Raw genomic sequence first — 25,105 nt, forward strand, 5'->3', positions numbered from 1 at the left:
CGCCAACCCAACGACCGGATGCTAGTTGCCGGCCAGGCATTGGTTGCAGAGGCCGAACACCTCGGCGTCGTGGCCGGTGAGCCGGAAACCGTATTTCGTGGCGATTTCATTGGCCCATTGTTCCACCGGCCCGCCGTCGATCTCTATGGTGCGACCGCATTGGGTGCACACCAGGTGATGGTGGTGGTCGCTATTGCGGCAATGCCGGTAGAGGCTTTCGCCGTTGGACATGTGTAGCACGTCGACCGCTTTGGCTTCGCTCAGCGACTGGAGGGTACGGTAAACGGTGGTCAATCCCACCTTGAGGTCGCGTTTTAATAATTCTTGGTGGATGGTTTTCGCGGAGGCGAAATTTTCCATTTCTCGCAGCACGGTGATGACTGCGGTGCGCTGTCGGGTGCTGCGCACGCCGAGTTTGGGTATGGGCTGGTCCATGATGACCCTTTCCAACAGAATGTGAGTGAGTAGCACAAGAAATATGGAACCCAATCCGGCTGGTCGTGACCCCAGGCCAGAAAGAACGATGGTCCCATGACGCTTGCCATAACCGATTCGTTATAGCAAGTTGTTTTCAATCTTAAGCGTGCATTGTCAATAGCGCAACGATATTGTGTTGGTTTAGCGTGGTCACCACGGTGAGCAGGGGTCTTATTGAAAAATTGCCCCGGCTCGGCGTCGCCGCAGGTCACGGTATTTGGGTGTCCTCCAAAATAGGGGCAGGCGGGGCTTGATCGTGGTGTCTGTCGGAATAGCAGGTGGTAGCAGCTAGCTCGATGATGTCCAGGGCGGCGGGACAACGCAGCCGGTAGGTGATGAGTCTGCCGGAACGGTGATGTTCCACGATGTTCGCTTTACGCAAAATCCGCAAATGCTGGCTGATGAGCGGTTGACTGCTGCCAAGGGTCTCTACCAGCTCGTAAACGAAGTGGTCACGCTGCGCCAAAAGATGGATTATTTGCAGGCGGGTGGGGGAGTCGAGGGCCTTAAATATCTGGGCAGAACTAGCCAGCTTTATGGGATCAATGAGAGTTATAGGAGATTTATGCTGGTTAGCATGGGTGGGCTCGGGGGAAGGGGGTTCCGGGAGCGAGGGTTCGGTCGTGCCGATAGTCATGGTGCCCTGCCTTACTGGTGCGGCCATCGTCGGCGATGGCTGCGATGGCGGAATGAAACGCAGCAAAAACATAGTGATAGTACAAACGTTAAAAATGGTGATAAATTGCTATTAACGTCGAGGTCAAAGCAATTGTCTGAATTCGATTACCATCTAACCTAGCATTTTCAGGCCTCTAGCATAAGATTCGCATGGGTAAAATTGCATAAAATATATGTCATTGGACAGCGTTTCATTAATGGTGCAGCTCCGTGGGGCGTCCTTGCTCATATTGCGGAAAAATTTGGTACTTTTGTTGCATAGTAGGCACGCAGAATTACCCTCATGTGTGGGTGATATGGAAAATGGCCGTTGTCTTCGTAAAGGCTGTATGAAAATGGTATCGAATAGTCCATCCATCATGTTGCCGCGGCTAAATACTTGCGTAATTATTGCTTTACGACGCTCAACCTCTCGGCAAAATTGTGCAAAAGATGGGCAAGAAACTGGTTTTCCGCTTTTTATCCATGAAATTAATGCAGAATTATAGAAATATTCCCATGAAAGCCAAAATTATTGCCCACCAGTGGTCCGTCGATAAGCAACATTGACTAAATGACTCGATCACGGTAAGTCGAGTACAATTCCACCCAGCTAGGTTTTAGCCAGGAATTCGTGAAGGAGAACTATATAATCATGGCGAGCGTCATCGACAGTGTCGTAAACCTATGTAAACGACGTGGGCTCGTGTACCCATGCGGCGAAATTTATGGCGGCACTCGCTCAGCCTGGGATTACGGCCCGCTTGGCGTGGAACTCAAAGAGAATATTAAAAAGCAGTGGTGGCGCACCTTCGTGCAGGGTCGGGCCGACATGGTAGGTCTTGACTCGTCCATTATTCTGCCTCGCCAGGTGTGGGAGGCCTCCGGCCACGTGGAAACCTTCACCGATCCGCTGGTGGAATCCCTGCACACCCATAAGCGCTATCGTGCCGATCACCTCCTGGAGGCCTATGAGCAGAAGCATGGCCACCCGCCGGCAAATGGTCTCGCCGACGTTCCCGACCCGGAAACCGGCCAGCCCGGTGCCTGGACCGAGCCGCAAATGTTCTCCGGGCTCATGAAGACCTTCCTCGGCCCGGTCGATAACGAGCAGGGCCTGCACTACATGCGGCCCGAAACCGCCCAGGGCATCTTTATTAACTTTAAGAATGTGCAAACCACCGCCCGCATGAAGCCCCCCTTCGGCATTGGTCAGGTTGGCAAGGCGTTCCGCAACGAGATCACCCCGGGTAACTTCATCTTCCGCACCCGCGAATTTGAACAGATGGAGATCGAATATTTCGTGTCGCCGAGTGACGCCCCCGAAAAATTCCAGGAATGGGTGGACGCCTGCTGGGATTGGTTTATCGACCTGGGCATTAACCCTGACAATATGCGTCAGTTCGACGTTCCCAAGGAGGAGCGTGCCCACTATTCCGCAGGCACCATTGACTTCGAATATCGGTTCGGGTTCGCCGGTAGTGAATGGGGCGAACTCATGGGTGTGGCCAATCGCACCGACTACGACCTGGGCTCCCACATCAAGTATTCCGGCGAGGACCTGTCCTACTTTGACCAGGTCACCGGGGAGCGCTATGTTCCCTATGTTATCGAACCTTCGTTCGGGCTCACCCGGGCCATGATGGCATTCCTGTGTGACGCCTACCATGAGGACGAGGCCCCCAACGCCAAGGGTGGCGTGGATAAGCGTACCGTGCTGCGCCTGGATCGGCGGCTCGCCCCCGTCAAGGTTGCCGTGTTGCCGTTGTCGAAGAAAGACACCCTGCTGCCCACCGCCGAGGCGATTGCCGCCGACCTGCGTAAGCTCTGGAACATCGACTACGACATCGCCGGTGCTATTGGCCGCCGCTACCGTCGTCAGGATGAAATCGGTACCCCGTTCTGCGTCACCGTCGACTTTGACAGCCTTGAGGACCGGTCCGTGACCGTTCGGGAACGCGACACCATGGCCCAGGAGCGGGTCGCCATCGACGAGCTGCCCGCCTACCTCGGTGCCCGCCTGGTCGGCTGCTAATCACCGCCGCCTATCGACGTAAGGAACCACAACACATGGAATACACCAGCTGGGGAAACCGCGGCAAAGCCGGCGACACAAGAATCGTTCACCTGTTCGAGAAGTCAGATGTGGATATTGCGACCTTCCCCCAGGTCAACACCGGCGATGCCACCGTGGGCGAAGCCACCTGGCAGCTCACCAGCACCCCCAACACACTCACCGCCGTCCTGCCCGAGGGCGTCACCTACACCGCCACCGTGCCGGCGAAAAAATTCAGCCGGGCCAAGGAAATCACCATTGATTTCGGCGACAAGCAGGTGCAGGCCATCAACGAGGGCGGCGCCGACTGGGTGTATGTGGATGCCGCCGACAAGAAGCTCGGCCAATTCTCCGGCAGCAATAACGGTGTGCGCCGGTCAATCACCGAATTCGAACCCGACGTCACCCTCACCCACGACGAACAGGTGTTCCTATCATGGGTGACCCGCACCATGCTGGAATCCCGGCTTGCGGTCACCACCATGATCGCCACCATGAGCCTGCTGCTCATGATTCCCGTGGCGCTGTTCGCCCTCATCACATAACTTTTCGGTAGTCTGTGGGACATGACAGCCCACACCTATAGTTGGGTGGGCGACACACTCTACGATGATCGTCGCCACCCCATTGCCACGGTTGCTGGTAGCCAGCTCACCGTGGGCGATACCACTTACTGCATCACCAAAACCGGTGGCCGGGACTTTCGCCTGCGGGCTGACGGTGGGGGAGTGACCTTCATTTTCACCACGGCCTCGCTCACCACCAACCGGCTCGAAGCCATGTGCGGCAGCCGGCATTATATTCTGCGCCGACCCCGCCCCTGGAATCCCGCCCGCACCATCACCACCCGCGACGGCACCAATTACGGCACCATCACCCGCACCTTCAGCCCCCGCAGCGGTGCCACCATCAAAGCCGAGCTGACCAACGCCGACATTCCCAACGCACACTTGGCGTTCCTGGCCTACGGCTGCAAGCTTGTCGACGCCGACACCACCAACATTAAAATCTGATCCCCGTGGGTGGCCGGAACCCCACCGCTTCGGCCACCTGCAGGCTAGAAGCTGCCGCCGCCCCCACCGCCGCCGCCGAAGCTGCCGCCACCGCCGCCAATGTTAAACCCGCCACCGGACGAACCGTAAGAGCCAAACCCGCTGCGGTGATGATCATTCATCATCTCGTTAAACAGTGCGCCGGCGACGAAACTCCCCGCGCTGCTACCACTCGAATTATTTTGTCGCATCTCACTATCCACATCCCGCTGCGCCACCCGCAGCGCCGCTTGCGCCTGGGTCGTGGCATGCCGGGCATAGTTGATGGCATCCCGGGTTTGCGACGTCCGTACCGCCACGGCCTTCTCAAATGCCTGTTCCGCATCCGCCAACTTGGTGCGCGCATCCGAACGCACATACCGGCCCCGGCTGGAAATAAAGTCCTGCGCCGCCCGGATCGCCGTCTGCGCCGCGGCGCTCTGCTGGTCAAACACCTGCAGAACCCGGGCATGGTCCGTAATCCCCGACTGGATTTGCTCCAGCATCTCATCTAACTGTGAATCCATGTCCGTCAGCTGTGTCCACGCCGTCAGCGGATCATGATCCTTGATGTTTCGGGCCTCCTGCAAGGCCTCTCGGGCCCGCGTAAGGGTATTCGACACCGCATTCCAATCCAACTGGGTGCCCTGCGCCACACCCTGGGATTTAATCGCCTCGCCCTGCGCGATCTCCCCCTCAATCTCGGCAATCAGTGCATCCAGGTTCGCCTGGGCCGCCGCAATGTCCGACCGGGCCGACTCGATCGCCTTCAACATTCGATCCGCCTGGTTAATGTCCGTCTCCGCGATGCGGATCGCCTCGATCAAACCGGCCTGCTCACCGGCCGGCCGCGCAGCCAAGTCCCGGCCCACATCAATCTGCTTTTCCGCCTCCGCCAATGCTGCCTGTGCGATCTCCACATTATGGTTGATCGACGACAAGGTTTCCGCCGGGAACGACCGCCGTAGATCCGCCATCTGCTCCATGGCCGGCGTGATCCGGGCCTGCAAATCCACCGTGGACTGCGTGAGTCGCTCCAGTGTTTGCGGCGCATTCACCAGGAGATTACGCATGTCCGCAAAATTCTTCGCCTCCTGATCCAGGACATCATCCGCCTGCCCACACGACGAAATAATCTCAATCAGCAGCGATCGTTTATCAAACTCGCTCGTGTACTTCCGATCATTAATCTGCTGTTGAATCGCAAACGCCTTCTGCAACGTGCTCTGCGAATGCTGCAACGACTGCGTGAACTTTCGGGTTCGCTCCGTCCCAAATTCGCCCACTGAAATATCCAACTCCGCCTGTGCCGCCTTAATCGACTCGTCGGTGCTAACCAGCTCCTCTGCTGCCAACTGTTCCAATGCCGCAGTGCTCAACTGATTCAACGCTGCCGTGTCCTTAGGATCCAAGGCACGCCCCTGCTCCACGGCCTTCGCCGTGTCCCGCTTGGACTTTCGTTTAGCCGCATATACTGCACCGCCGCCTGCCGCCCCCAGCAGACCCAGGCCCCCCAGCAAGATCGCTGCCCCCACAGCAGCCGACCCCTTCGAGTCGCCTGACGACGAACCACCGGCCGCCACCTGCTGTGCGGTAGTGATAAACGATGATGCCGCCCCCGCCCAATCATGCTGCCGCAAATGCGATACCACCGCGGTATCTACCTGCTTAAACGATTTGGCGGTAAACGCCTCACTATAGGCATACCCATACGTATTTGAACCCACCGCCAATAAAATATCGTAGCGGCTGGCGGCTATCGGCTTGAGCGCCTGCGTGGCCCACTCCTGCGCATCCATTCCAGGCGGGAATGAGTCCACAAACACAATATAGGCAATCCCATCGGTTTTATGCCGATAATCCTGCGCCAACTTATTGATGGAATCTATTTCCTCTTGGCTTAGCCTGCCCGCCTGATCCGTCACTCCCATTGATAACTTGGTGGCAGTACTCGTTCCCTGAGCCTGCATAAACACGCGTTCCCCGGCCAAAGCAAACGGTGAAATACCTATACCCACCGTCATTGCGCACAACACAGCGGCGGCTGGGCGCAGCAGGGGAAAACGTCGAAAAGCTAGTCGTCGATTCATGACCTAAATACTAGTCGGAAACGCTACCCGTCATGTACCGCCAAAAGGTGGCACACTAGGAATATGAAATCACGCACCACGGCCATCATCACCAGCCCGATCCTGCTCGCCATCACCAGCATTCTTGTTCGCGGGAGGTTCCGACCCACTAACACTCGCCACCGGTTTGACACCATCCTCGTGCTCGGCACCACACAATACGGCGGGGTGCCATCGCGGCAGTTCGCCGCCCGACTCCGCTGGGCTGCGGAACTGTGGCACATGCACGGTACCCAAAACATCGTCACCGTCGGCGGGAAACTCCCCGGTGACACCACCACCGAAGCCGAAGTCGGCCGTAATTACCTGCTGCAAGCCAAAGTCGACCCCGACTGCCTCATCCCCGTCCCCGAAGGCAACGACACCCTCGGCTCCTACCACGCGGCCCTCGAACGGCTAGGCGACGACTACCACGGCACCATCCTGATCGTCACCGACCCCAACCATGCGCTCCGTGCCGAACTGCTTGCCAAACAGATTGGGATGAACGCCAGGGTCTCACCCACACCCTACTGTCCGGCGATCTTCCCCACCAAGGGATTCTTCTGGACCCTATCGCACGAGGTTGGAGGACTTATCGTGGTTGCCGCCACCGCCGCCCTGGGGCGTAAACGGGCCGCAACCGTCGAAGACCTGCTGCGCTACGCCCAAGGCATCCTCCGACCATCCCGCATCCACCGCCACAACGTGCTGCGCGCCAACCAGCAGGCCGCGCACGAGCTGGCCCACGAATCGGCAAGCAAACCCGCCGATAAGTAAACCCGCTACCTAGGCATCATCATGTACCACTACACCGACCATGACATCGCCCGCATGTACCACGAACCCGCCAAGCGCAGCATGCTCGTCTCCCATCAGGACGAGCGTGGCCCCTTCGCCCGCGACCGCGCCCGGGTTCTCCACAGCGCCGCCCTCCGCAGCCTGGCCGACAAAACCCAGGTCGTGAGCCCCAAGGAAGGCGACACACCCCGCACCCGCCTCACCCACTCCCTCGAAGTCGCCCAAATTGCTCGGGGCATCGGCGCCGGTCTCGGCCTCGACCCCAACCTGTGCGAAATGGCCGGCCTTACCCACGACATCGGTCACCCACCCTACGGACACAATGGGGAACACGCCCTCAACGAACTGGCGGTACACTGCGGCGGTTTCGAAGGCAACGCCCAAACGCTACGCATCCTCACCAGGCTAGAACCCAAGGTCCTCGACGCCCGCGACCACTCTTACGGCCTCAACCTCACCCGCGCCGCCCTCGACGCCGCCTGCAAATACCCCGTCACAAAAACCAACCCCGATGGCACCACCAACCGCAAATACAGCTGCTACGACGAGGACCGGCAAATCTTAGAATGGGTGCGCGACGGGCACACCGATGATCGAGCCGCAATGGAAGCCCAGGTCATGGACTTCGCCGACGATATCGCCTACTCCGTCCACGATGTGGAAGACGGCATTATATCCGGCCGCATCCACCTCAACGCGCTCTGGGATCAGGAATCCCTGGAATCCCTGGGGGCCAGCGGCGAGACCGCGTTTGGGGTATCTGCCGACCGCCTTGTCGACGCCGGTGGGCGACTGCGCAACCTACAGGTGGTGGCGGCCGCAGCCGAATTCGACGGCAGTCTTCGCGGCCGCCGCAATCTCAAGGCCATGACCTCGGAACTCGTGGGCCGCTACGTGGGCGCCATCATCGAGGAAACCATCGCCCACCCCAACAACCAGGCAGGGGAGGGCGGCGATATGAGCGCCGAGCATGGCGTCAATCCTAGTCATGCTCGCCTTGGTCGCATCCACGGCGACCTCATCGTGCCCGACCAGGTGTTGACCGAGGTCACGCTGCTGAAATCCCTCGCCGTCCTCTACGTCATGAACACCCCAGAACGCAAGGAACGGCAACGCAACCAACGCGAACGAGTCGCCATGGTGTTCGAATATTTGACGGCGGGCGCGCCGGGTGCGCTCGACCCGATGTTTCAACTGTGGTGGGAGCAGGCGGAAGACGCGGCGGCCCGGGAGCGGGTGGTGATAGACCAGATTGCCTCCATGACGGAATCCCGGCTGGCCCGGGTGGCGCAGGCGGCGCGGGACGCGGGCGACATGGACGTGGTGTGAGTGGCTGTGGGTTTTGGGTGCTGGCGGGGCGGAAAGCCGTAATATTTTCAGGAGGTTGTTCTGGCTAAAACGCCATGATGGTGGTGACAGAGTATGTCGATGCTTGACGACGCTTCCTTCGGTGATTGAATAGGCTTCATGGTATGAAACCAATTGATGATCCCCAAGAATTTCAGCGAATCATGGCGGCTCGTAACCGGATTGCGGCTAGCCAGCGTGCGTTGTCCAGAAAATGGATTTCAGACACCGGAGTGTTTGCGATGGCGGCGGAAGGCATCGTGCATTTCGTAGACGATGAGTACAAGCTTTTTGCCGATGCCTTTCGCGCCGAAGCCCCTGGGCGCCTGTTCGGGGTTTCTAACGAAGATAGGCCTCCGGGGTGGGATCATGCTGTGATGGTGGAGCAGTCAACTGAGGACGAATTGGAGCAGCTTGAAACAGAATTCTATGGTCAGTACTTTCTGCTGTTCTCCGAGGATGAGCGGCATGCGGTGTTATTTACTCAGGCGGATTACAAACTCATTGCCGGCCCGTTGCCGTTTTTGCACCGGTTCTTTCCGGATCTTTCCGCGCAGAAGCAGGAGTTTCTTGAGTTTAAGAACGAAGAGCTTTCCTATAGGCACACTGTCGGGTACGAACAAGCCATGGAAACCGCTGTCCGGTTCATGAATTGGTTGGATTGAGATGAAGCGTTGGATTGCTTGGAGTGTGTTATCTACCGTGATGGTTTCTGGCAAACTAGGCTGCGTTTCTCTGTAGGTGAATAGGTTTCAGCGATATGCAGATAGTTAATGATGCCGAAGAGTTGGGAAAGATCCTGAGAATCCGAAATCGGATAGCGGCTAGCCAATCTGTGTTGTCCAGGAAGTGGATTTCGGATACCGGGGTGTTTGTGATGGCTGCGGAAAATGCCGTGCATTTTGTCGATGGTGAGGATGATATTCTTGCTGATGCTTTTCGCGCTGAGGCATCTGGGCGGCTCATTGGGGTGCGGAATGACCATGACATTACCGAAGACCATGCGGTGATTGTGGAGCCGACCCCGGAGGATTTTGACTTATTGGGTCGAGAATTCATTGGCCAATTTTTCCTGCTCTTCTCCGAGGACGAGCGGCATGCGGTGCTGTTTACCGCTGCGGGAGAATATAAACTCATCGCCGGTCCGCTGCCATTTCTTCGCCGTGTTTTCCCGGATCTTTCCGCGCAGAAGCGGGAGTTTATCGAGTTTAAGAACGAAGAGCTTTCCTACCCACACACTGCGTGGGTTGAGCTTGTACTGGAAAATGCCGTTCGATTCATGGACTGGCTGGATTGAGATGAAACGTTGGATTTGCCAGGAGCGCGTTATCTACCGTGATGGTTTCTGGCAAACTAGGCGGCGTCTTGTTGAAGCTAGATGGGCTTTGAGGTTTTCCGAAAGGAAGGTGTAAATGCGTCGCTACATAGAAGCTTATTCGGCCGTTGGGAAAATATGATTCCGCTTACCAAGACATTGATGCATGTGACCATTCCCTAGAGGCGTGGAAAGGCAAGCTAAAAGGTATGTTCTTTCGATTTGTTCCCCGTTAGTGTGGCTGGGGTTGCCAGTAACTGAATAAGCTTTATTTAAAGGAGTGATGACAATGATGGATCGGGACGAGGAAAAATATCAAGGCTATTACTTGCCACCAGCTTTAGGGGAACAAATTAAAAAGGCTGTTGCGCAAGTGGGACCCATGACTTTTGTGAAACAGATGTTGACGTTTCGGCTTACGGAAGTAGGAGTGCATGAGGGGGAGGTGTGGGATGCTGTGATGCGGTTATCGCAGGAAGCATATGAGGATCCGGAGTATGTTGTCGAAATTAATCGGCTGGCAGATAAGTACAATCTTCTTATCGAAGATGATGAGTATTCAGGAGACCCTGAAGCGTGTGTTGCATTTTTTGCTGTTTCTGATGGGTTGGTGATGGGGTTGGATGAGTCCCTTTCTAAACTGCCGTATCTTGTTTGTGAGAGTCTGATTTGTGAAGTTTGGCCAGATGACAAAATGTATAAGGGTGTTGCGTGGATCATGGATCAGTAAGATTGGTTCCAAGAATTTACGCTGTGGATGATTATGCGAAGCTTATCCGGCTGCTAAGAAAACCTATTCATACCAAGAGATGGCAACTTGGAAAGCACATGCCATCTACCTTGGTTTTCCCGTTTCCAGAGAGCAGTCATGTGTGCTAATGCCTTGAGTCCCCAGCAGCTGAATAGGTTTCAAGTATTTTGAGTAATCTTTATGGTAGAAAGTTGTTGACCTGTGTATTTTGGTTTTTCTCCTGAGCTGAATGCTGCTATCGACGCCGGGGTGACTAAGTATGGTCCGTTGGAGTTGACGAAACGGTTTTTGTTTCACTACATGCGGGAAAACGGTGTCACTTATGGTGACGCATGGCAGTGTGTAATGGACTTATCGGAATCCTTCTCTGAGGATTCCGCGTATATTCGTAAAGTTGAGCAGATCTCTGCAAAATATGCTGAAATCATAGACGAAGATTCAGCAGCCACCATAGATGAAGACATCAGGATCACGGCAAAACACCATGCAACACGAGGCATTTTGTATGGTGTGGGGGATCCTATTTCACAATTACCCCATAATGCTTGCTATAGCGTCAAGGGTTTTTGTTGGGATGAGGAGCGGATACAAAACAGCTTCGCAGAGCTAGACAACGAAACAGGGATACCGGATTTTCACCCACCTGCTATTACGTTTTCTACTCCTATTGTGTCGTTGGGTGATGCTCGTAAGGCTGTAGCTAGCCGGAGGGATTTGGATCGTCCGTTAGCGTTGTGTGATACGTGGGGGTTTGAGTCGCCTACGCAGTTTTTGGTGGTGGCGATTTTGTTTCAGGATTGGCCTATACCACCCTATAATTGTATTGTTGACAAAACAGATGGCATGGTGTACACAACCGACGAGAAAAACGCGGAAGTGTTTAAGCATTTTGGGGAAGACGGTATTCGGGTAGTAAGTATGACGGGCAAAGATAAGGTTTTATGGCATGAGTGGTCCCGCACAATGCTGGAGACGTTGCCGCCGTATCCGGGAGAAAGCTACTAATCTCTTGAATCTTTAGTCATAGAGATATGGTGGATTGAATAGTTTGAAGCCAAAATAATCTTCAAGGTAGTGATAATGATGGTTAAACTTTTGTTTCAGCGGGTTGCTGATGAAGCACGTCCGCCTGCGGTGTTGGGGCGGTATCCAGGGATGCCTGATTATTTTACTGAAGTGCTTTTGGATGATTTGGTGGAGTCTGGTGCGTGGCTTGATCTGGAACTCAAAAGGCCGTTTTTAGCGTTATGGGTAAATGATGAGGATTTTGACAATCCTGATTGGGAAGATCCTATTATTGGTCGTACTCAGAAGAATGTGCGGAAGTTCGCGGCAATGGATCCGGTAGTTGACCTAGAATCACTACGAGGAATGCGGGTGTTCCATGACGAACCATATTTCCGATGATTAACACAGCCTAGGGGCTATGTGTGATGGTTAATGAACTGTTTCCTGTTCGTTAGACTGTGGGAAACAGGTGCTAGTTGATGTGGGAGTGTTTGATGTTGATTGACTCTCTAAATGATGCCCGTAAGGTTAAGGCTATGGTCGCAGCAGAAAATTTGCGTCTTTATATGGCGCAGTTGGATAAGTGGGGGTTTCTTAACGAATTCGGCTGATATCGGGCCCGTCTTGACATACCCACCCATTCTTACCAGAGGAGATGATTATTCCGTGATGACAGCAAAAGATTTCCTCGCCTATGTTGAGGAAACCACCCGCAATGAACTATGGATCGATCACGCAGCATGGTATTTAGGCAAAGATGTTTATATCACGGCCGGGGTATCAATAAACTATCCTCCCTACTACGGGTTTTATATCCGCAATGCGAAAGTGGAGCGTTTGTATTCCGTCCAGGAGTATATCCTAGAATTATGGACGGTTGATCCTAAGGTAGCGAAACCGTTTTACCTATCGGAAAACACGATCCGATTCGTGACAGATGATAACGAGTACCTCGATCCTAGGAAAACAGAACTCATATTCACCGGGGACGAAATCTTCGTTACGGACCGTGATCTTCCTGCACCAGATCCCCGTGTAACATGGCAGTTTCTCCGGGACGACATGTCGGCAAAGGAGGTGGAGGAAATAACCCGATTCCACAAGCTCATCTTCGACGACACCGTACCTGATTAGCCGCAAGATTCGTGGCGCTAGATACTTCCGGGTATCTGCACATGAGCATTGCGAATAATTATTAGGTGCAATTAGCGCTTTTCTGGCGGTCAGAGCCTCTGCACAATGTGTTCAGCGACTAGCCTCGAACATCGCCCAGGTGAGGCATGCCCAACAAACCCGACACACCTTAATAACCCTCTACTTCTCAGCATCCGGGATGACGCAGAAGGACTGGTAGTGGTCCTGGGTGTAAAGCCACACGTCCGGGTCTGTTTCGCTCCCGCCGCCGGTCACAATGCGCCGCTTACCCCGATGATTCAGGCCGGGCGTGTCCACGGTGTATTCGCGGTAATAGTTACGGCCAATGTCGGGGAGCTGTTTTTCATGGTTGCCAAACCGTTTGTTGTCGTTCTCCGGGTATTCGTAGGGACCGCCGGCCAGAATGTCGTCAATGGTGTTCATGGCCTCCTTAGGCAGCGAATCAACCTGGCATTCCCGGAATTTTTCAAAACCCTTATTGGCTGTCTGGTTTTTCGTGTACGTGGGCGCAGCACTGGAAGCATTGCTGCTGCGGTTGCGATGCTGTGTGCCGGTTGCGGCGTGGGCGGTGGCGTCGGCCGTCGTGGTTTCCGCCGCCGCGACCGCCGACTGTTGGGACGATTCCTGTAGCGTGTCAATCCCAAAATACGAGGCCACCGCCGCCATAATGAGGCCGCCGATGATTACCGGAAGGGTCTTTTTCCTGTCTGCCATGATACGTATTGTTACACACCCCAAGCCCCACACATAGCAGTGGCGTGCCGTGGTTGACCGTCTTGGTACGCTTTAACCATGGCCAGAGGACGCATCCCCAACTCCGACATTCAAGCGATCCGCGAACGCGCCGCGATCGAAGAAATCATCGGCGAATATGTGCAGCTTAAGCCCAGCGGTTCCGATTCGTTGAAGGGGCTGAGCCCGTTTAAAGACGAGAAAACCCCATCGTTTCATGTTCGACCGAACCATGGCTACTACCATTGCTTTTCGACGGGCAAAGGCGGGGACGTGTTTAACTTCCTCATGGAGATGGAACACTTGACCTTCCCCGAAGCCGTCGAGCTAGTAGCAGACAAGATAAACTATCATATCAACTACCAGGGGGGTTCGACCGGGGCGCCGGCGGTAGAGCCCGGCACCCGGAAACGATTGATCGAAGCCAATCGTGCCGCACATGCGTTCTACAGGAAGCAGTTGGAGACTCCCCAGGCGCAGGTGGCCCGCACCTTCCTTTTGGACCGAGGCTTCTCTAAAGAACTCATCTATAGTTTTGAGTGCGGCTACGCCCCCGAGGGGTGGGATGCCGTGACGAAGCACCTGTTGAAAAAGTTTACGTTCCCCGAGTTAGAGGCCGCCGGCCTGTCGGTGATGGGGCGACGTGGTCCCGTTGACCGGTTTCGGCGTCGCCTGTTGTGGCCGATTAAAAACATTTCCGGCGATGTGATTGGGTTCGGCGCCCGAAAGCTATTCGAGGACGACCAGCTGGGCAAATACCTGAATACCCCGGAGACACTCTTATATAAGAAGTCCAAGGTGCTCTTTGGACTAGATCGGGCGAAGAAGAATATTGCCAGCAGTCGTCAGTGCGTGGTGGTGGAGGGGTACACGGATGTGATGGCGATGCATGCCGCCGGGGTGGCAACGGCCGTGGCCACCTGCGGTACCGCGTTTGGGGATGATCATTTGCAGATGATTCGCCGCCTCATGCTTGACGACACTTATTTCCGTGGCGAACTCATTTATACCTTCGACGGGGATGAGGCCGGCCAAAAGGCGGCCAAACGGGCGTTCGAAGGAAACCAAAAGTTTACCGGCCAGTCGTATGTTGCTGTCGCCCCCGATAACCTGGATCCTTGTGATTTGCGGCTACAGAAGGGGGATGCGGCGGTTCGGGATTTGGTGGCCTCCCGGGTGCCCATGTTTGAGTTCATGATCCGGGCGGTGATTGCCGACTACCGGTTGGACACACCCGAAGGTCGGCTGCAGGCGATGCGGCGTGCCGTGCCGATCGTGGCCAGCATTCACGATAGGGCCCTGCAGTCCGAGTACGCTCGGCGGCTCAGCGGTTGGGTGGGATGGATGGATGAGGACGAGGTGTTGTCCCAGGTGCGAGTCGCGGCCCGAAACCCGCGGCCGGCGGAGCCCCGCCGCGCCGTTCGGTTCGATAGCGATGCTGCGGTGGCGGTGGATGCACCGCAGGCCCGGTTGCCGCAGCCCGATGCCAAGAGTATCCAGTTGTGGCCGCAGCGGGAGAGCTTGAAGCTGGCGTTGCAGTACCCAGGCGTGGTGGCCGATGGCTTTGATGCGGTCCCGGAGGCGGCGTTTAGCTTTGAGACCTACCGGGTGATTCGGCACGCCATCGCGCAGGCGGGCGGGTGTCGCGCCGCGGTGGTGGGGGAGTGGGCGGGCATGGTCGCCTCGGAGATTGACGATCTTATTGGTCGGTCCCTGGTTTCGGAACTCGTGGTGGAGGACATTCACCTGCAGGGCGAGAGCGTGGAAACGTATTGGGATCGCACCGTGGCCCGGTTGCAGGAACAACAGATAAGCAATGAGATTTCCCAGTTGAAGAGTAAAATGCAGCGCATGCGACCCAGCGATGACGAGCAGGCCTATCGGTCCATGTTCGCCAATCTTATTGCGTTGGAGCAGCAGAAGAAGCAGTTGCTTGCCCGGGCATTTCAGTAATTGGCGGCGGGGTGCCGCGCGGTAGAGCGTCGTAACGCAAAACGACCCCGATCATTGCGGGGCCGGTCATGCTATCTATGCGTTTTTAGTGATGGGTTGCCTTCGTGGTGGGGGTAGCGCTGACCGAGGGGGCGGCGCTGGACGTCCTAGGGGTGGTGCTTGTGGTTTGTTTCGGTGCGATTCCGCTGATGGCGGTCTCAATCTTGCGGTTGGAATCAATCTCGTTGGGTGGGGAGCAGGCGGCCAGGGAGGCTCCCAGCGCGATGATGGCGCACGATGTGGTGATGGAGCGGCGGAAGATACTAGACATGGGGGATCCTTTCGCACGAAAGTTAAAGATTAGCTACCCCAAATGTTACGCATTCGATATGAACTTTTAATTACGACACGCCCTAAATATCGTGGTATTTTACGAATTTTCTCCTATGAGGCTTAATCGTCGTCCCGCTCTAGAATAGTAATATCATCCGATTTATTAAGCTTAGATTTATTGAGATTTTTTACTTCCTTCATGCGGGGCTGCGGATCAAGCTTATTGGCTATAGCCTTCCGGGTTGCCGTCAGAATCTGCTTGGTAGCTGGGGAATTTATTGCCACCTGGTATCCCTTTTTAATTTGTTCGTAGCGCCGGCGACCCGCCTTGGTGCCAAAGACGTAACCCGCGGCAGCACCGATAACGAACTGGATCATGGAAAGTCCCACTCCTTATATAAAAGCTTGTCAAGGAAGAAAGTAGTGTGACTGCCACATTACCGAAGAAACCACAACGGTGGTTAGCGCATCCAGTAACCCCCGCTAGCCCCATAGGTTCTGCAAAAATTTCGGGGTGGGTTAGGTCGCACAAACACAAAAACCGCCCTAGTGGCGGTGGTAGTGAAATAAAAAGCTCCCCCAACTGGACTCGAACCAGTAACCCTTCGATTAACAGTCGAATGCTCTGCCAATTGAGCTATGGGGGAATGGATTTTGCCACACAGTTACTGTGCTGGCAACGAATGAAACTATACAGTGCCCCGCTGATTTAAGGCAAATTTGCTGGTCAGTGCGATAAAATCCCTCATTGGCCGCAAGAATGATTCGGCGTCGGCGGGTGATGCGGCGTGCGGATGTTCCGGGGTGGGAGGAAAATTTGGGTATTCGGGTGTTGAGTTCGTTACTATGTGCTATGACCCGCTATACTTTTCATTCGTGCCTTGCAATGGCTATTATGTAGCAGGATCGCTTTAAATTTGGGGCTATAGCTCAGTCGGTTAGAGCTGCGGACTCATAATCCGTCGGTCCCGGGTTCGAGCCCCGGTGGCCCCACAATCATACCCCAGTTCCACGCCAGGAGCTGGGGTTTTCCCATTATCGGCATGCTTTACGACGCCGTAACGGTGCTACCTTATTCGGGTAGCAGTCGTCTTGTACCGCGCCATGTGGGGGATTCCTCATCTTCATGGTGACCGCCTTGCGAATTGGTTAAGGTGGCGGCAATCCGTCAATCGCCGACAAATCATGGGAAGTGATGAATGCCGAACACCAACGACACTCAACCAACTGACGATCGCACAAGAGCGCAGGTTGTTACCGCGCGCACCGTGGCGGAAGCCGCCCGGAAAACCGGGGAAAAGGTCCAATCCCGAATCATCATTGTGGAAAACCTGGCGGACACCTCACTGGTGATCGACCAGGCGGGTGGTCCCAATGCGGTGGTAGAACCACTAACGGAACTATCCCCGGCGGCCGACCTTAGCCCCATCATGCGGCGACTCGCCGCCCTAGAAGCCACACCAACTCCGGCCGCCACCGTGGTCGAACAGGTGCAGGCATCGGCGCGGCTGAACCGCCTCGCCGACCACGCCGGAATCACCACCCGCGCCATCGGCATCGGTTGGGAAGACACCTCCAATGCGGCACGCCGCAACTGGTCCGAAATCGCCCGCACTGCGGTCACCAGGGGATATACTACCATCGACCTGGCTGCGGGTCGTCCCGAATGGACCCTCTTCCAGTGGCCAGCCCACCCCGAATGGGTGTCGTTAGAACCGCAGGAGAACCCCCTCCGCGACGTGATCGCCACGCTCCGGGCCAACGGGATCGAAAAAATCTACCTCACGCTTGACATGATGGTGTCGACCTCGCTGGCGAAATTCCCGGAATGGAAGGCAATATCCAGGGACGGCACCATTCGGAACATGCCCTCACCGGCGGCCCTCACCCGCAGCCCGATCCGGGACATGCTCGCCGGCGCCGTGGCGCAAGTTGCCACCCAATTCGGTGACATTATTGACGGGATCATCATCACCGAACTCTTTTGGGACTCCGGGTCGTTCTCCGACAACGACCTGCTGCTCTACCGCAGCGACACCGGCGCCACCGACTGGCCCCGCAGCGACGATGGGGCACTCCAGGAAACTCCCGAATACCAGGAATGGCTCACCACCAAAATGGCGAATTTCATTGCCCACTGCCGAAGCCTGACCGCCGGCATCCCGCTGGTCATGGACGTGCGGGTGAACTGGAACCAGCCACTAGCGGGCCGCCCGGATAGCGGGCACGACTATGCCAAACTGCTGCGGGTGGCCGACGAAATCCAGCCATGGGTGTACTACGACACTGGGGAAGAATCGAAAGCGGTCGCCCTGGTGTCTGCCTTCAATAAGCAGTGGCCGGGGCGGGTGCGGCCCGCCCTCGGCCTATGGTCGGCAACCCCCGCCTCGGTGGGGAAGACCCTCGTCGACCTGGCTGCCGCCCACCGGGTGCAGGTCACCCCCTACTCGAAAATGGGAACCCTGCTCCACTGATTATGACCTGCGGCAGATTCGTCATTACCGCTCGTCGGGTGGCGATAACCGTTGGAAAACCATCACACACCCGCAGGCCAGCAGCAGCACGCCCGCGAGCGCCCACATGAGCGTCGAAAAGCCCACGGGCAGGCGGGCAGCAAGCGGGCCCAGGCTGGCGCCAATAAACAGCACCGCACCATTGACCGCCATACCACCGGCACGATAGGGTGCCGAAGCCTGGCCAAACAACGTAATCATGGTGGGCACGGCCATGGCAATACCCGCCACAAACACCAGGCTGGCGACAATAATCCCCCACAGCGTTGCGGACAACAAACCCTCCAACAGCAACCCCAGGGCGGCGACAATAAAACTGGCGCGAGCAATGGTCCCTATGGGGATGCGGGCCGCGATGCGACCAATAACCAGCGACACGCACATGCTCGGCAGGCCCGCGAGTCGCAGCCAAATCAATTGTGACTGCGACATCCCAATGCTCCCCAAGTGCGGTCCCAACGCGGAATACATGGCCACGAAACTCATGAGCACGGTCACGTGCGCTAAACACAGAAATTGCGTGCGCGGCTTTGCGACGATCTGGCCAACCACCACAAAACTCTGCCTCATGCTGCCGGCCGTGGTGGCGTGGGGAATCTCCACCATGCGTCGCGTCGGGAAGAGTGATAGAAAACACAAAATAAGGAGAATCGTGCTGCTGAGGAAAACCGCCCGCCACGTGGCGAATGTGAGATTGATCGCAGCGGCAAATACCTGACCGACAATGCCGGCCACCAAGAACGCGGTGGACATGGCCCCGATCGCCGTGGGGCGGTGGGTGATTGGTAACGCCTCGGCAAGGTAGGCCAGGGCGATGGGGGCGAAACTCGCGGCCGAAAACCCCTGCAATCCCCGGAGCACACCAAGCGTCGGCAGGTTTGGTGCCATGGCACAGCAGGCGGTGGTGAGGATCAGAAGCGTCATGCCGCAGAGCAGGATTTTCTTGCGGCCATACCGGTCAGAGATCGGCCCCCAGATGAGAAAACCGCTGGCGTAGCACAGGCTAAACGCGGTGGAGAGGGCGAGGGTGGCATCCCCGCCAAGACCGCGGCCGACCGGCGCGATCAGCGGGATGGCCAGATAGAGCTGGGTGAGTACTACAAGTGCGGTAGCCACCAGGAACACCACGGTGCTGGTGGTGGCTGGATACTCCGGTGCGTGGTCGGGCGATGGTGGTTGTGATGGTCGTTGTGACATGCGAAACCTCAATTCCAACTTTTTGGTTGGAGTTGAGTATAGGCGACCGTGGCATAATTTCCAACCTTTTAGTTGGAATTGTCGCGGTACACTGCTAGAGACCGCGACACCACCGTTGGCATTGCCGCGGCCCGCCTATCCCACAATCCCCCTCACCGCAAAGGACCCCCATGGCCTGGGACATTGAAGGAACGAAAACCAAAATCCTCACCGCCGCACTCGCCGAATTTGCCCACAACGGCCCCGACGGCACCACCGTCGCTAAAATCGCCGCCCGGGCCGGAGTCAATAAGGAACGCATCTACAATTATTTCGGCGACAAACGCCAACTCTTCACCCACGTTCTTCGGGAAGAACTCGCTAAGGTAGCCCAAGCCGTGCCCGTGCATTCCTTCGCTACCGAAGACATTGGCGACTGGGCTGGCCGCGTCTACGACTATCACTGCGTCCACCCCGAACTTAACCGACTCATGCGGTGGGAAGGCCTCTACTTCGACGCGGAAGTACCCGACGAGGAGCTACGTAGCACCTACTACAATCGGAAAATCCAGGCCATCCACGCCGGGCAGGCGGCCGGCACCCTAGCCACTACTATCGACGCCGATCACCTGGCCTTTCTCATCCTATCTATCGCCGGCTGGTGGTCTGCGGTCCCCCAAGTTGCCCGCATGTTCACCGGCCCCGAAACCGACGCCGAGCACGCTCGCCGCCGCGAATCGGTCATCACGGCCGCCCAATTATTGGCGGGCACTTACAATCAATAGCCGTGGGTGACGTAGATACCGTAATTCATAACCTCTATCAAACTTTCGACCTCATTGGGGTGGTGCTCAACGGCATCATCGGCGGCGCCATCGCCAGGCAACGAAACTTCGACTTCGTGGGCTTCGTGTTCCTCGCCTTATTCTCCGCCCTCGGCGGCGGCATGCTGCGTGATGTGCTTATGCAAAAAGGCACCGCCGCTGCCATCGCCAACCCCACCTATTTGCTCCTGGCCTGCTGTGGGGCAACCATCGCCCTGGTCACGCATTTTAAGGGGGACACCTGGGAGCTCTTTAAGGTGCACGGCGACGCCATCATCCTGGGCGTGTGGTCCGTCACCGGCTGCGTGAAGGCCCTGGTCTTCGACATGCCCCTCGTGTCCGCGGTCTTCATGGGCGTACTCACCGCCGTCGGGGGCGGTATGATCCGGGATGTCGTGACCGGCCAGATCCCTAGCATATTCGGGGGTGGCACCCTCTACGCCGTGCCTGCCACTATCAGCGCCGGTACCATGACGCTATTCTACGTCACTGGACACCAAGCCCTGGGCATGATTATCTCCCCAATAATAGGCGGTGGCCTGGTCATTCTCGCCTATTGGAAGGGTTGGGTCCTGTTCCGCAGCAGCGAGTGGGCGCCCGTGAATATGACCGCGGTGCAACTCCGGGAACTCGCAAAACGCTCCGAACGGCAGGGGTGGAATATGGCGCGGCGGATAAAAAAGAAAATCGAGGGAGAGTTTTAACTGAGATTCCTTCCCGCAGGTCGGTAGCATATATCTCGTGACCAATGCGCTTTCCTCTCTCCTTGACCATCATCTTTCCGCTTGGCCAGTGCCGAACGCCGCCGGCGCGGTGTTCACTAACGGCACTACGGTGGCAACCGCCGGCGACCAAAATAGGATTTTCGAACTGGCGTCCGTGACGAAACTGCTGTCAGCTTACAGCTTCATGGTGGCAGTAGAGGAGGGGGTCTTCGATCTCGACACGGTCATCACCAAGCAAGGCGCCACGGTCAGACACCTATTATCCCACGCTGGCGGGGTGGGGTTTAGGGAAGAAGACTCAAGAAAGCCCGTGGGCACGCGCCGTATCTACTCCTCCTATGGCTTCGAACTGCTGGGCGATAGGTTGGTGTCGGAGACCCAAATGGGGCTCGGTGAATACTTCACCGCGGCCGTGTTCGAACCGCTGGGAATGGTGAACACTACGCTATGGGGATCGCCGGGGCACGAGGCGCGTTCCACCGTGGCCGATCTTCGTAGGTTCGTGGCCGAAATCATGGCCCCTACCCTGCTCGACCCCGCCACCGTTGCGGAAATGTGGACACCCCAATACCCGGAACTCAATGGCATTGTCCCTGGTTACGGCATGTTTAAGCCTTGCCCATGGGGGTTGGGCTTTGAAATCAAAGGGGCAAAAACCCCACACTGGACCGGCACCCAACTGCCAAGCGACACGGTGGGGCATTTCGGCCAATCAGGCACATTCGTGTGGGTGCACCCACCCACGCGCCGAGGGGCGATTGTTTTGACCGATCGGGCATTCGGGGAGTGGGCGAAGCCGGCCTGGACGCGGCTCAATGATGAGCTGTGGCAGGCATTGGCGACATAGGCACCCACCAGATCTTAGTAATTGACGATAGATGAAAAGATTTTTTATAGGGATGATGCTAATAGGAGCGACTGAAATTTTGATAAAAACAACTGGTAAGAGGTCACTCTAAACTTTTGGTTTAACTTTAAAAGACCTGGTTAAAGTGTAAGTTTAGAGTTGCTGATGGGGGCAGAGTTGTAGTTGAATCGTAAGTAAATCAAAGTGACAGATGTTCATATTGATGCTGTTTCGTATTGGTGTTGAGGCTAGGCCGTTGGGGAAGACGATCCTCGTCTTAGCGGGAGTACCCCATGACTCCCGCTTTCACCATCAGTAGAGAAACGGTTACTTACAGTGGAAAAAGAAGTGCAGCGCATTGCTGTCTTACACGTGAGCGGTATGCCCCGCGCCTACCGCCCCCGAGTAGAACAAGCAATGCTCGACGTTATCACCTCCGAACCCATGTCAGCAGCACCCGGCGCGGACGTTTTAGACGCGACGTGGTGCACCAGGTGGCAGCGCTCCGGTGTTGCTGTCGGTGCCGTTGATTGCCGTCAGGTGCTTAGCGGCACTGATGAAGAACTAGATATATTCTCCGGGGTCATGAGCCTCATGGCCGGGGAGTACGGTTTCCAAGCCTATGTGGAGCTTGTCGGTTAGTTCGTAGACTGCTCACAAAAGCGGAGCACGTCTGCGAAGGTGCGCATAGTGAGATAGGCTTCGGCGTTGGTTTTTACGCCGAAGGTTTGTTCGCAGCGTACCGCTAATTCAATAAGATCAAGGGATTGGAACCCTAGGTCGTCGATAAGTAGCGAATTATCGGCGATGTCCTCGGTGGTGACTCCGGCAATAGATGCCATGAGGGTGCGGAGTTTAGTCGCGGTAGTGGCTTCGGCGCTGGTTGAAGCTGCGGCGGTGTCGGTGTGTAACGCGGCGAGTTGTTCTTGCAAGGAAGTCATAGTTTGACCTTAATAGAGACGGTTACGGGAATGCAGATAAGAATCAAATAGGACAGGGCAAAAGGGTAATCTGGGACCCATGGTGTTTGCTCTTGTGACCAAGAAGTTTCGGGCCTGGAGAATTGCCCGCAATACGCGGGGCCAGGAATTCAAACCGCCCCAATTCAGTCAGGGGCATCGGGTAGGAAAGCTGCGCTACTACACCGAGGGTGACGAGAATTCGCAGGTCACCCTGGTTTTTGTACACGGTTACACATTGGCCGCGCAGGCGTGGCACGTGCAGGTGGCGGCGTTTGCCGACCAGGTGCGGTGTATAGCCATGGATTTGCGGGGGCACGGAAAGTCGGATCCCGTTCCGGCGTCGGAATGCAATATTCCTGATGCCGCGGATGATGTGATGGCGGTGTTGGATGATGCCGGGGTCACAACCCCGATTATTTTGGTGGGTCATTCACTAGGCACCATGGTGGTGCTGAATTTTTTACGACGCTACCCGCAGTTTCGGCTGCGGTGTCGGGGTGTGGTGTTGGTGTCGGCATCGGCGCAACCGTTTGCTTCGGAAGGCATGACGCAACTGCTGAAACTGCCGATCGTGAACTCGCTCCGGCATGTTGCCGAGGAAAACCCCGAGGACGTGCAGGCGTTACGGTCGGCGGTTACCAATGTGGTGGCGCCGGTGGTGACGGCAGCTGCGGCATTGGCCCACGAGGAAGACATGCGGAAACTACACATCAAACTTATCGACGACACCCCGCTGGCGACGATCATCGGCTTCCTGGATGATTTGCAGGAGGAAGACGAAACCGAGTCTTTGGCCCAGCTGTCTAGCATACCGGGGGCCGTGCTGGTGGGGGCCGATGACATATTCACACCGGTGGCCAGCTCGGAATACATTGTGCAGCATTGGCCGGCGGCCCGGCTGACGGTGGTGCCGTCGGCGGGCCACATGCTGCCCCTGGAAAACCCGGCCGCGGTGAACACGGCGATTTCGGCGGTGCTGGCCGCGGCGACTCCATAGCAGTGGGGGAGCGATGAATCATTATCCGATTCCGCGGGATTACCCGGAATACCAGTCGCCCCCGAAAAAGGTATCCGATGGGCGGCGGTTTTCCATCTATGCGGCGCTTGACGCCGTGTTCATTGTGGTGGCCTTGGGGTTGGCGTTGTGGCTGGCCTACATTCTGTTGGTGGGGTCGTTCGTGTGGTCGGTCAAACTGGTCATCCCCCTGACGTTTGGGTGGGCCACCCTGGCGTATTTGGCGCTCCCCAGGCTGCACCAGCTCTTCACACTATTATATGTGCCTAACTATTTTATTGGTAGGACGAAAACCGTGGATGGGATTTTAGGGGACCCGGTCAACCTGGCGTTCGACGGCACAGAAACAGACGTGCACGCCGCCATGCGGAACGCGGGGTGGGTGCCAGCCGACCCCATCACATTACGGTCCTCGTGGAACATCATCATTTCCTCGGTGTTCGGCACCTCATACCCGCGGGCCCCCGTGTCAGACCTGTACCTGTTTGACACCAAACAGGATTTCGCCTACCAGCAGGAGGTGTCGGGTAATGCGTCACAGCGGCACCACGTGCGGTTTTGGCGGGTACCGGAAGGGTGGGTACTCCCGGGCGGTCACCGGGCGGATTGGCTGGCCGCCGGCACCTACGACCGGTCGGTGGGGTTTTCCAGCTTCACATTCCAATTCACCCACAAGGTGGATGCTGACACCGACCTGGAGCGAGACTACATTGTGAAAACCCTACGGTTCAGCGACCACGACATTGGGGTGGAGGTGATCCGGGACTTCTCCACCGCCTACCACCAGCGCAACGGCGGGGGCGACAAAATCAACACCGACGGAAACCTGCCGATCATCGACGTGCGCGATGCCGCCCATCGCACCCCCATGCCGGCGGCTAAGAAATCGCTCCGGAAGTGGAAAGACCCGGCCGACCATGGGGTGCCGCCCGTGTCACTCCTTGTTGCCGGCGGGCTGCTTGTCCTCAACATTGTGGGGGCAATCCAGCTAGGCATAGTCGCCCTGACCGGCCAGGATTGGGGTTGGCTGCTTATCGACGACGGTGCCGACGAACCCTGGTGGATCCTGCTGCTCATGCCATTCATGTCCCTCATCGAGATTTTCCTGCTGGTAGGCACCCTCCTGCGGCACAAATGGGCCCGCATCGGGCTCATGGTGTTGTGCGTGATCTCTGCGGTACAAACACTTGTAGCATTAACGGGGGAAACCACATCGTTCCGGGCCGTGTTGTTCGCATTCCTATCGGTGTTTGTGGTGTTGGGGGTAAGTGGGGATAAAGTCCGGGAATGGGTGTCGGGGGAGCATACAACGCTGCGAACCAAGCAGCAGGCATAAAGAC

Annotated in this window: 27 protein-coding genes and 2 tRNA genes; 20 read left to right on the top strand and 9 right to left on the bottom strand. The window is 56.6% G+C overall.

The genetic code is table 11. The features are described from left to right. Positions 1–21: 21 nt before the first annotated feature. Both HBA49_RS03295 and HBA49_RS03300 read right to left on the bottom strand, forming a co-directional pair. Positions 22–450 carry a Fur family transcriptional regulator gene (locus HBA49_RS03295; protein ID WP_034995644.1) on the bottom strand — a complete coding sequence of 143 codons (429 nt, stop codon included), beginning with the start codon at positions 448–450 and terminating at the stop codon, positions 22–24. A gap of 235 nt (positions 451–685) precedes the next feature. After that, positions 686–1,114, bottom strand: coding sequence for an ArsR/SmtB family transcription factor (locus tag HBA49_RS03300; protein WP_005526530.1), 429 nt, complete (start codon positions 1,112–1,114; stop codon positions 686–688). Positions 1,115–1,789: 675 nt separating this feature from the next. Here HBA49_RS03300 and HBA49_RS03305 point away from each other — a divergent pair. Genes HBA49_RS03305 through HBA49_RS03315 form a run of 3 tightly spaced genes read left to right on the top strand, consistent with a single transcriptional unit; the run spans position 1,790 to position 4,203 of the window. After that, positions 1,790–3,169, top strand: coding sequence for a glycine--tRNA ligase (locus HBA49_RS03305; RefSeq protein ID WP_005525681.1), 1,380 nt, complete (start codon positions 1,790–1,792; stop codon positions 3,167–3,169). 35 nt (positions 3,170–3,204) lie between these two features. Continuing rightward, positions 3,205–3,735 (top strand): hypothetical protein, encoded by a 531-nt coding sequence (locus HBA49_RS03310; RefSeq protein ID WP_005526535.1) that lies wholly within the window; start codon positions 3,205–3,207, stop codon positions 3,733–3,735. A 21-nt stretch (positions 3,736–3,756) separates the two neighbouring features. Next, the gene (locus HBA49_RS03315) at positions 3,757–4,203 is read left to right on the top strand and encodes a hypothetical protein (protein WP_005526174.1); all 447 of its coding nucleotides are present in this window, start codon (positions 3,757–3,759) and stop codon (positions 4,201–4,203) included. Positions 4,204–4,247: 44 nt separating this feature from the next. On the opposite strand, the gene HBA49_RS03320 is transcribed toward HBA49_RS03315, so the two are convergent. Beyond that, entirely contained in the window at positions 4,248–6,311 is a 2,064-nt protein-coding gene (locus HBA49_RS03320; protein ID WP_005525738.1) for a TPM domain-containing protein, read from the bottom strand. 63 nt (positions 6,312–6,374) lie between these two features. Here HBA49_RS03320 and HBA49_RS03325 point away from each other — a divergent pair, with 63 nt between their 5' ends. The 8 genes from HBA49_RS03325 (at position 6,375) to HBA49_RS03360 (ending at position 12,685) form a co-directional block, all read left to right on the top strand. Next, positions 6,375–7,109, top strand: coding sequence for a YdcF family protein (locus HBA49_RS03325; RefSeq protein WP_005525674.1), 735 nt, complete (start codon positions 6,375–6,377; stop codon positions 7,107–7,109). Between the two features lie 21 nt (positions 7,110–7,130). Beyond that, positions 7,131–8,459, top strand: a complete 1,329-nt coding sequence (locus tag HBA49_RS03330) for a deoxyguanosinetriphosphate triphosphohydrolase (protein ID WP_005526394.1) — start codon at positions 7,131–7,133, stop codon at positions 8,457–8,459. 143 nt (positions 8,460–8,602) lie between these two features. After that, positions 8,603–9,142, top strand: coding sequence for a hypothetical protein (locus HBA49_RS03335; protein ID WP_040431919.1), 540 nt, complete (start codon positions 8,603–8,605; stop codon positions 9,140–9,142). 212 nt (positions 9,143–9,354) lie between these two features. Continuing rightward, positions 9,355–9,774 (top strand): hypothetical protein, encoded by a 420-nt coding sequence (locus HBA49_RS03340; protein WP_244248381.1) that lies wholly within the window; start codon positions 9,355–9,357, stop codon positions 9,772–9,774. Between the two features lie 307 nt (positions 9,775–10,081). After that, the gene (locus HBA49_RS03345) at positions 10,082–10,522 is read left to right on the top strand and encodes a hypothetical protein (protein ID WP_005526042.1); all 441 of its coding nucleotides are present in this window, start codon (positions 10,082–10,084) and stop codon (positions 10,520–10,522) included. Positions 10,523–10,744: 222 nt separating this feature from the next. Continuing rightward, positions 10,745–11,548 (top strand): hypothetical protein, encoded by an 804-nt coding sequence (locus HBA49_RS03350; RefSeq protein ID WP_005526171.1) that lies wholly within the window; start codon positions 10,745–10,747, stop codon positions 11,546–11,548. A 78-nt stretch (positions 11,549–11,626) separates the two neighbouring features. Further along, positions 11,627–11,950 carry a hypothetical protein gene (locus HBA49_RS03355; protein WP_040432074.1) on the top strand — a complete coding sequence of 108 codons (324 nt, stop codon included), beginning with the start codon at positions 11,627–11,629 and terminating at the stop codon, positions 11,948–11,950. Between the two features lie 270 nt (positions 11,951–12,220). Next, complete coding sequence (locus HBA49_RS03360) at positions 12,221–12,685, top strand: hypothetical protein (protein ID WP_050773702.1); 465 nt, start codon at positions 12,221–12,223, stop codon at positions 12,683–12,685. Between the two features lie 180 nt (positions 12,686–12,865). On the opposite strand, the gene HBA49_RS03365 is transcribed toward HBA49_RS03360, so the two are convergent. Further along, entirely contained in the window at positions 12,866–13,420 is a 555-nt protein-coding gene (locus tag HBA49_RS03365) for a guanyl-specific ribonuclease (RefSeq protein ID WP_005521642.1), read from the bottom strand. 78 nt (positions 13,421–13,498) lie between these two features. On the opposite strand from HBA49_RS03365, the gene dnaG reads away from it, so the two are divergent. After that, positions 13,499–15,391 (top strand): DNA primase, encoded by a 1,893-nt coding sequence (gene dnaG, locus HBA49_RS03370; RefSeq protein WP_005525931.1) that lies wholly within the window; start codon positions 13,499–13,501, stop codon positions 15,389–15,391. An 85-nt stretch (positions 15,392–15,476) separates the two neighbouring features. On the opposite strand, the gene HBA49_RS03375 is transcribed toward dnaG, so the two are convergent. The 3 genes from HBA49_RS03375 to HBA49_RS03385 form a co-directional block, all read right to left on the bottom strand. After that, positions 15,477–15,701, bottom strand: a complete 225-nt coding sequence (locus tag HBA49_RS03375) for a hypothetical protein (protein ID WP_005526053.1) — start codon at positions 15,699–15,701, stop codon at positions 15,477–15,479. Between the two features lie 122 nt (positions 15,702–15,823). Further along, positions 15,824–16,081: a hypothetical protein gene (locus HBA49_RS03380; RefSeq protein WP_005521648.1), complete on the bottom strand. Its 258-nt coding sequence runs from the start codon at positions 16,079–16,081 to the stop codon at positions 15,824–15,826. A 196-nt stretch (positions 16,082–16,277) separates the two neighbouring features. Further along, a tRNA-Asn gene (locus HBA49_RS03385) sits at positions 16,278–16,350 on the bottom strand. Positions 16,351–16,622: 272 nt separating this feature from the next. On the opposite strand from HBA49_RS03385, the gene HBA49_RS03390 reads away from it, so the two are divergent. Next, a tRNA-Ile gene (locus HBA49_RS03390) sits at positions 16,623–16,696 on the top strand. Positions 16,697–16,902: 206 nt separating this feature from the next. Beyond that, positions 16,903–18,177, top strand: coding sequence for a hypothetical protein (locus HBA49_RS03395; RefSeq protein ID WP_005525841.1), 1,275 nt, complete (start codon positions 16,903–16,905; stop codon positions 18,175–18,177). Positions 18,178–18,201: 24 nt separating this feature from the next. Here HBA49_RS03395 and HBA49_RS03400 read toward each other — a convergent pair whose 3' ends face one another. After that, positions 18,202–19,413, bottom strand: coding sequence for an MFS transporter (locus HBA49_RS03400; protein ID WP_005526239.1), 1,212 nt, complete (start codon positions 19,411–19,413; stop codon positions 18,202–18,204). 170 nt (positions 19,414–19,583) lie between these two features. On the opposite strand from HBA49_RS03400, the gene HBA49_RS03405 reads away from it, so the two are divergent. The 4 genes from HBA49_RS03405 to HBA49_RS03420 all read left to right on the top strand — a co-directional run bounded on the left by HBA49_RS03405 (position 19,584) and on the right by HBA49_RS03420 (position 22,430). Continuing rightward, the gene (locus tag HBA49_RS03405) at positions 19,584–20,177 is read left to right on the top strand and encodes a TetR/AcrR family transcriptional regulator (protein ID WP_005521659.1); all 594 of its coding nucleotides are present in this window, start codon (positions 19,584–19,586) and stop codon (positions 20,175–20,177) included. A 2-nt stretch (positions 20,178–20,179) separates the two neighbouring features. Continuing rightward, positions 20,180–20,920 carry a trimeric intracellular cation channel family protein gene (locus tag HBA49_RS03410; protein ID WP_005521660.1) on the top strand — a complete coding sequence of 247 codons (741 nt, stop codon included), beginning with the start codon at positions 20,180–20,182 and terminating at the stop codon, positions 20,918–20,920. 37 nt (positions 20,921–20,957) lie between these two features. Beyond that, positions 20,958–21,788, top strand: a complete 831-nt coding sequence (locus tag HBA49_RS03415; RefSeq protein ID WP_005526449.1) for a serine hydrolase domain-containing protein — start codon at positions 20,958–20,960, stop codon at positions 21,786–21,788. 381 nt (positions 21,789–22,169) lie between these two features. After that, positions 22,170–22,430: a hypothetical protein gene (locus HBA49_RS03420; RefSeq protein ID WP_050773720.1), complete on the top strand. Its 261-nt coding sequence runs from the start codon at positions 22,170–22,172 to the stop codon at positions 22,428–22,430. On the opposite strand, the gene HBA49_RS03425 is transcribed toward HBA49_RS03420, so the two are convergent. Then, positions 22,427–22,729 (bottom strand): acyl carrier protein, encoded by a 303-nt coding sequence (locus HBA49_RS03425; protein WP_005521663.1) that lies wholly within the window; start codon positions 22,727–22,729, stop codon positions 22,427–22,429. The two genes, HBA49_RS03420 and HBA49_RS03425, sit on opposite strands and share 4 nt — an antisense overlap. Before the next feature lie 79 nt (positions 22,730–22,808). Between HBA49_RS03425 and HBA49_RS03430 the strand changes: the two genes are divergently transcribed. Both HBA49_RS03430 and HBA49_RS03435 read left to right on the top strand, forming a co-directional pair. Beyond that, positions 22,809–23,747, top strand: a complete 939-nt coding sequence (locus HBA49_RS03430; RefSeq protein ID WP_005526064.1) for an alpha/beta fold hydrolase — start codon at positions 22,809–22,811, stop codon at positions 23,745–23,747. Positions 23,748–23,760: 13 nt separating this feature from the next. Further along, positions 23,761–25,101 carry an LssY C-terminal domain-containing protein gene (locus tag HBA49_RS03435; RefSeq protein ID WP_005526136.1) on the top strand — a complete coding sequence of 447 codons (1,341 nt, stop codon included), beginning with the start codon at positions 23,761–23,763 and terminating at the stop codon, positions 25,099–25,101. The last annotated feature ends 4 nt before the right edge of the window (positions 25,102–25,105 follow it).

Origin of the sequence: Corynebacterium matruchotii (assembly GCF_011612265.2) — a bacterium.
Classification (GTDB): domain Bacteria; phylum Actinomycetota; class Actinomycetes; order Mycobacteriales; family Mycobacteriaceae; genus Corynebacterium; species Corynebacterium matruchotii.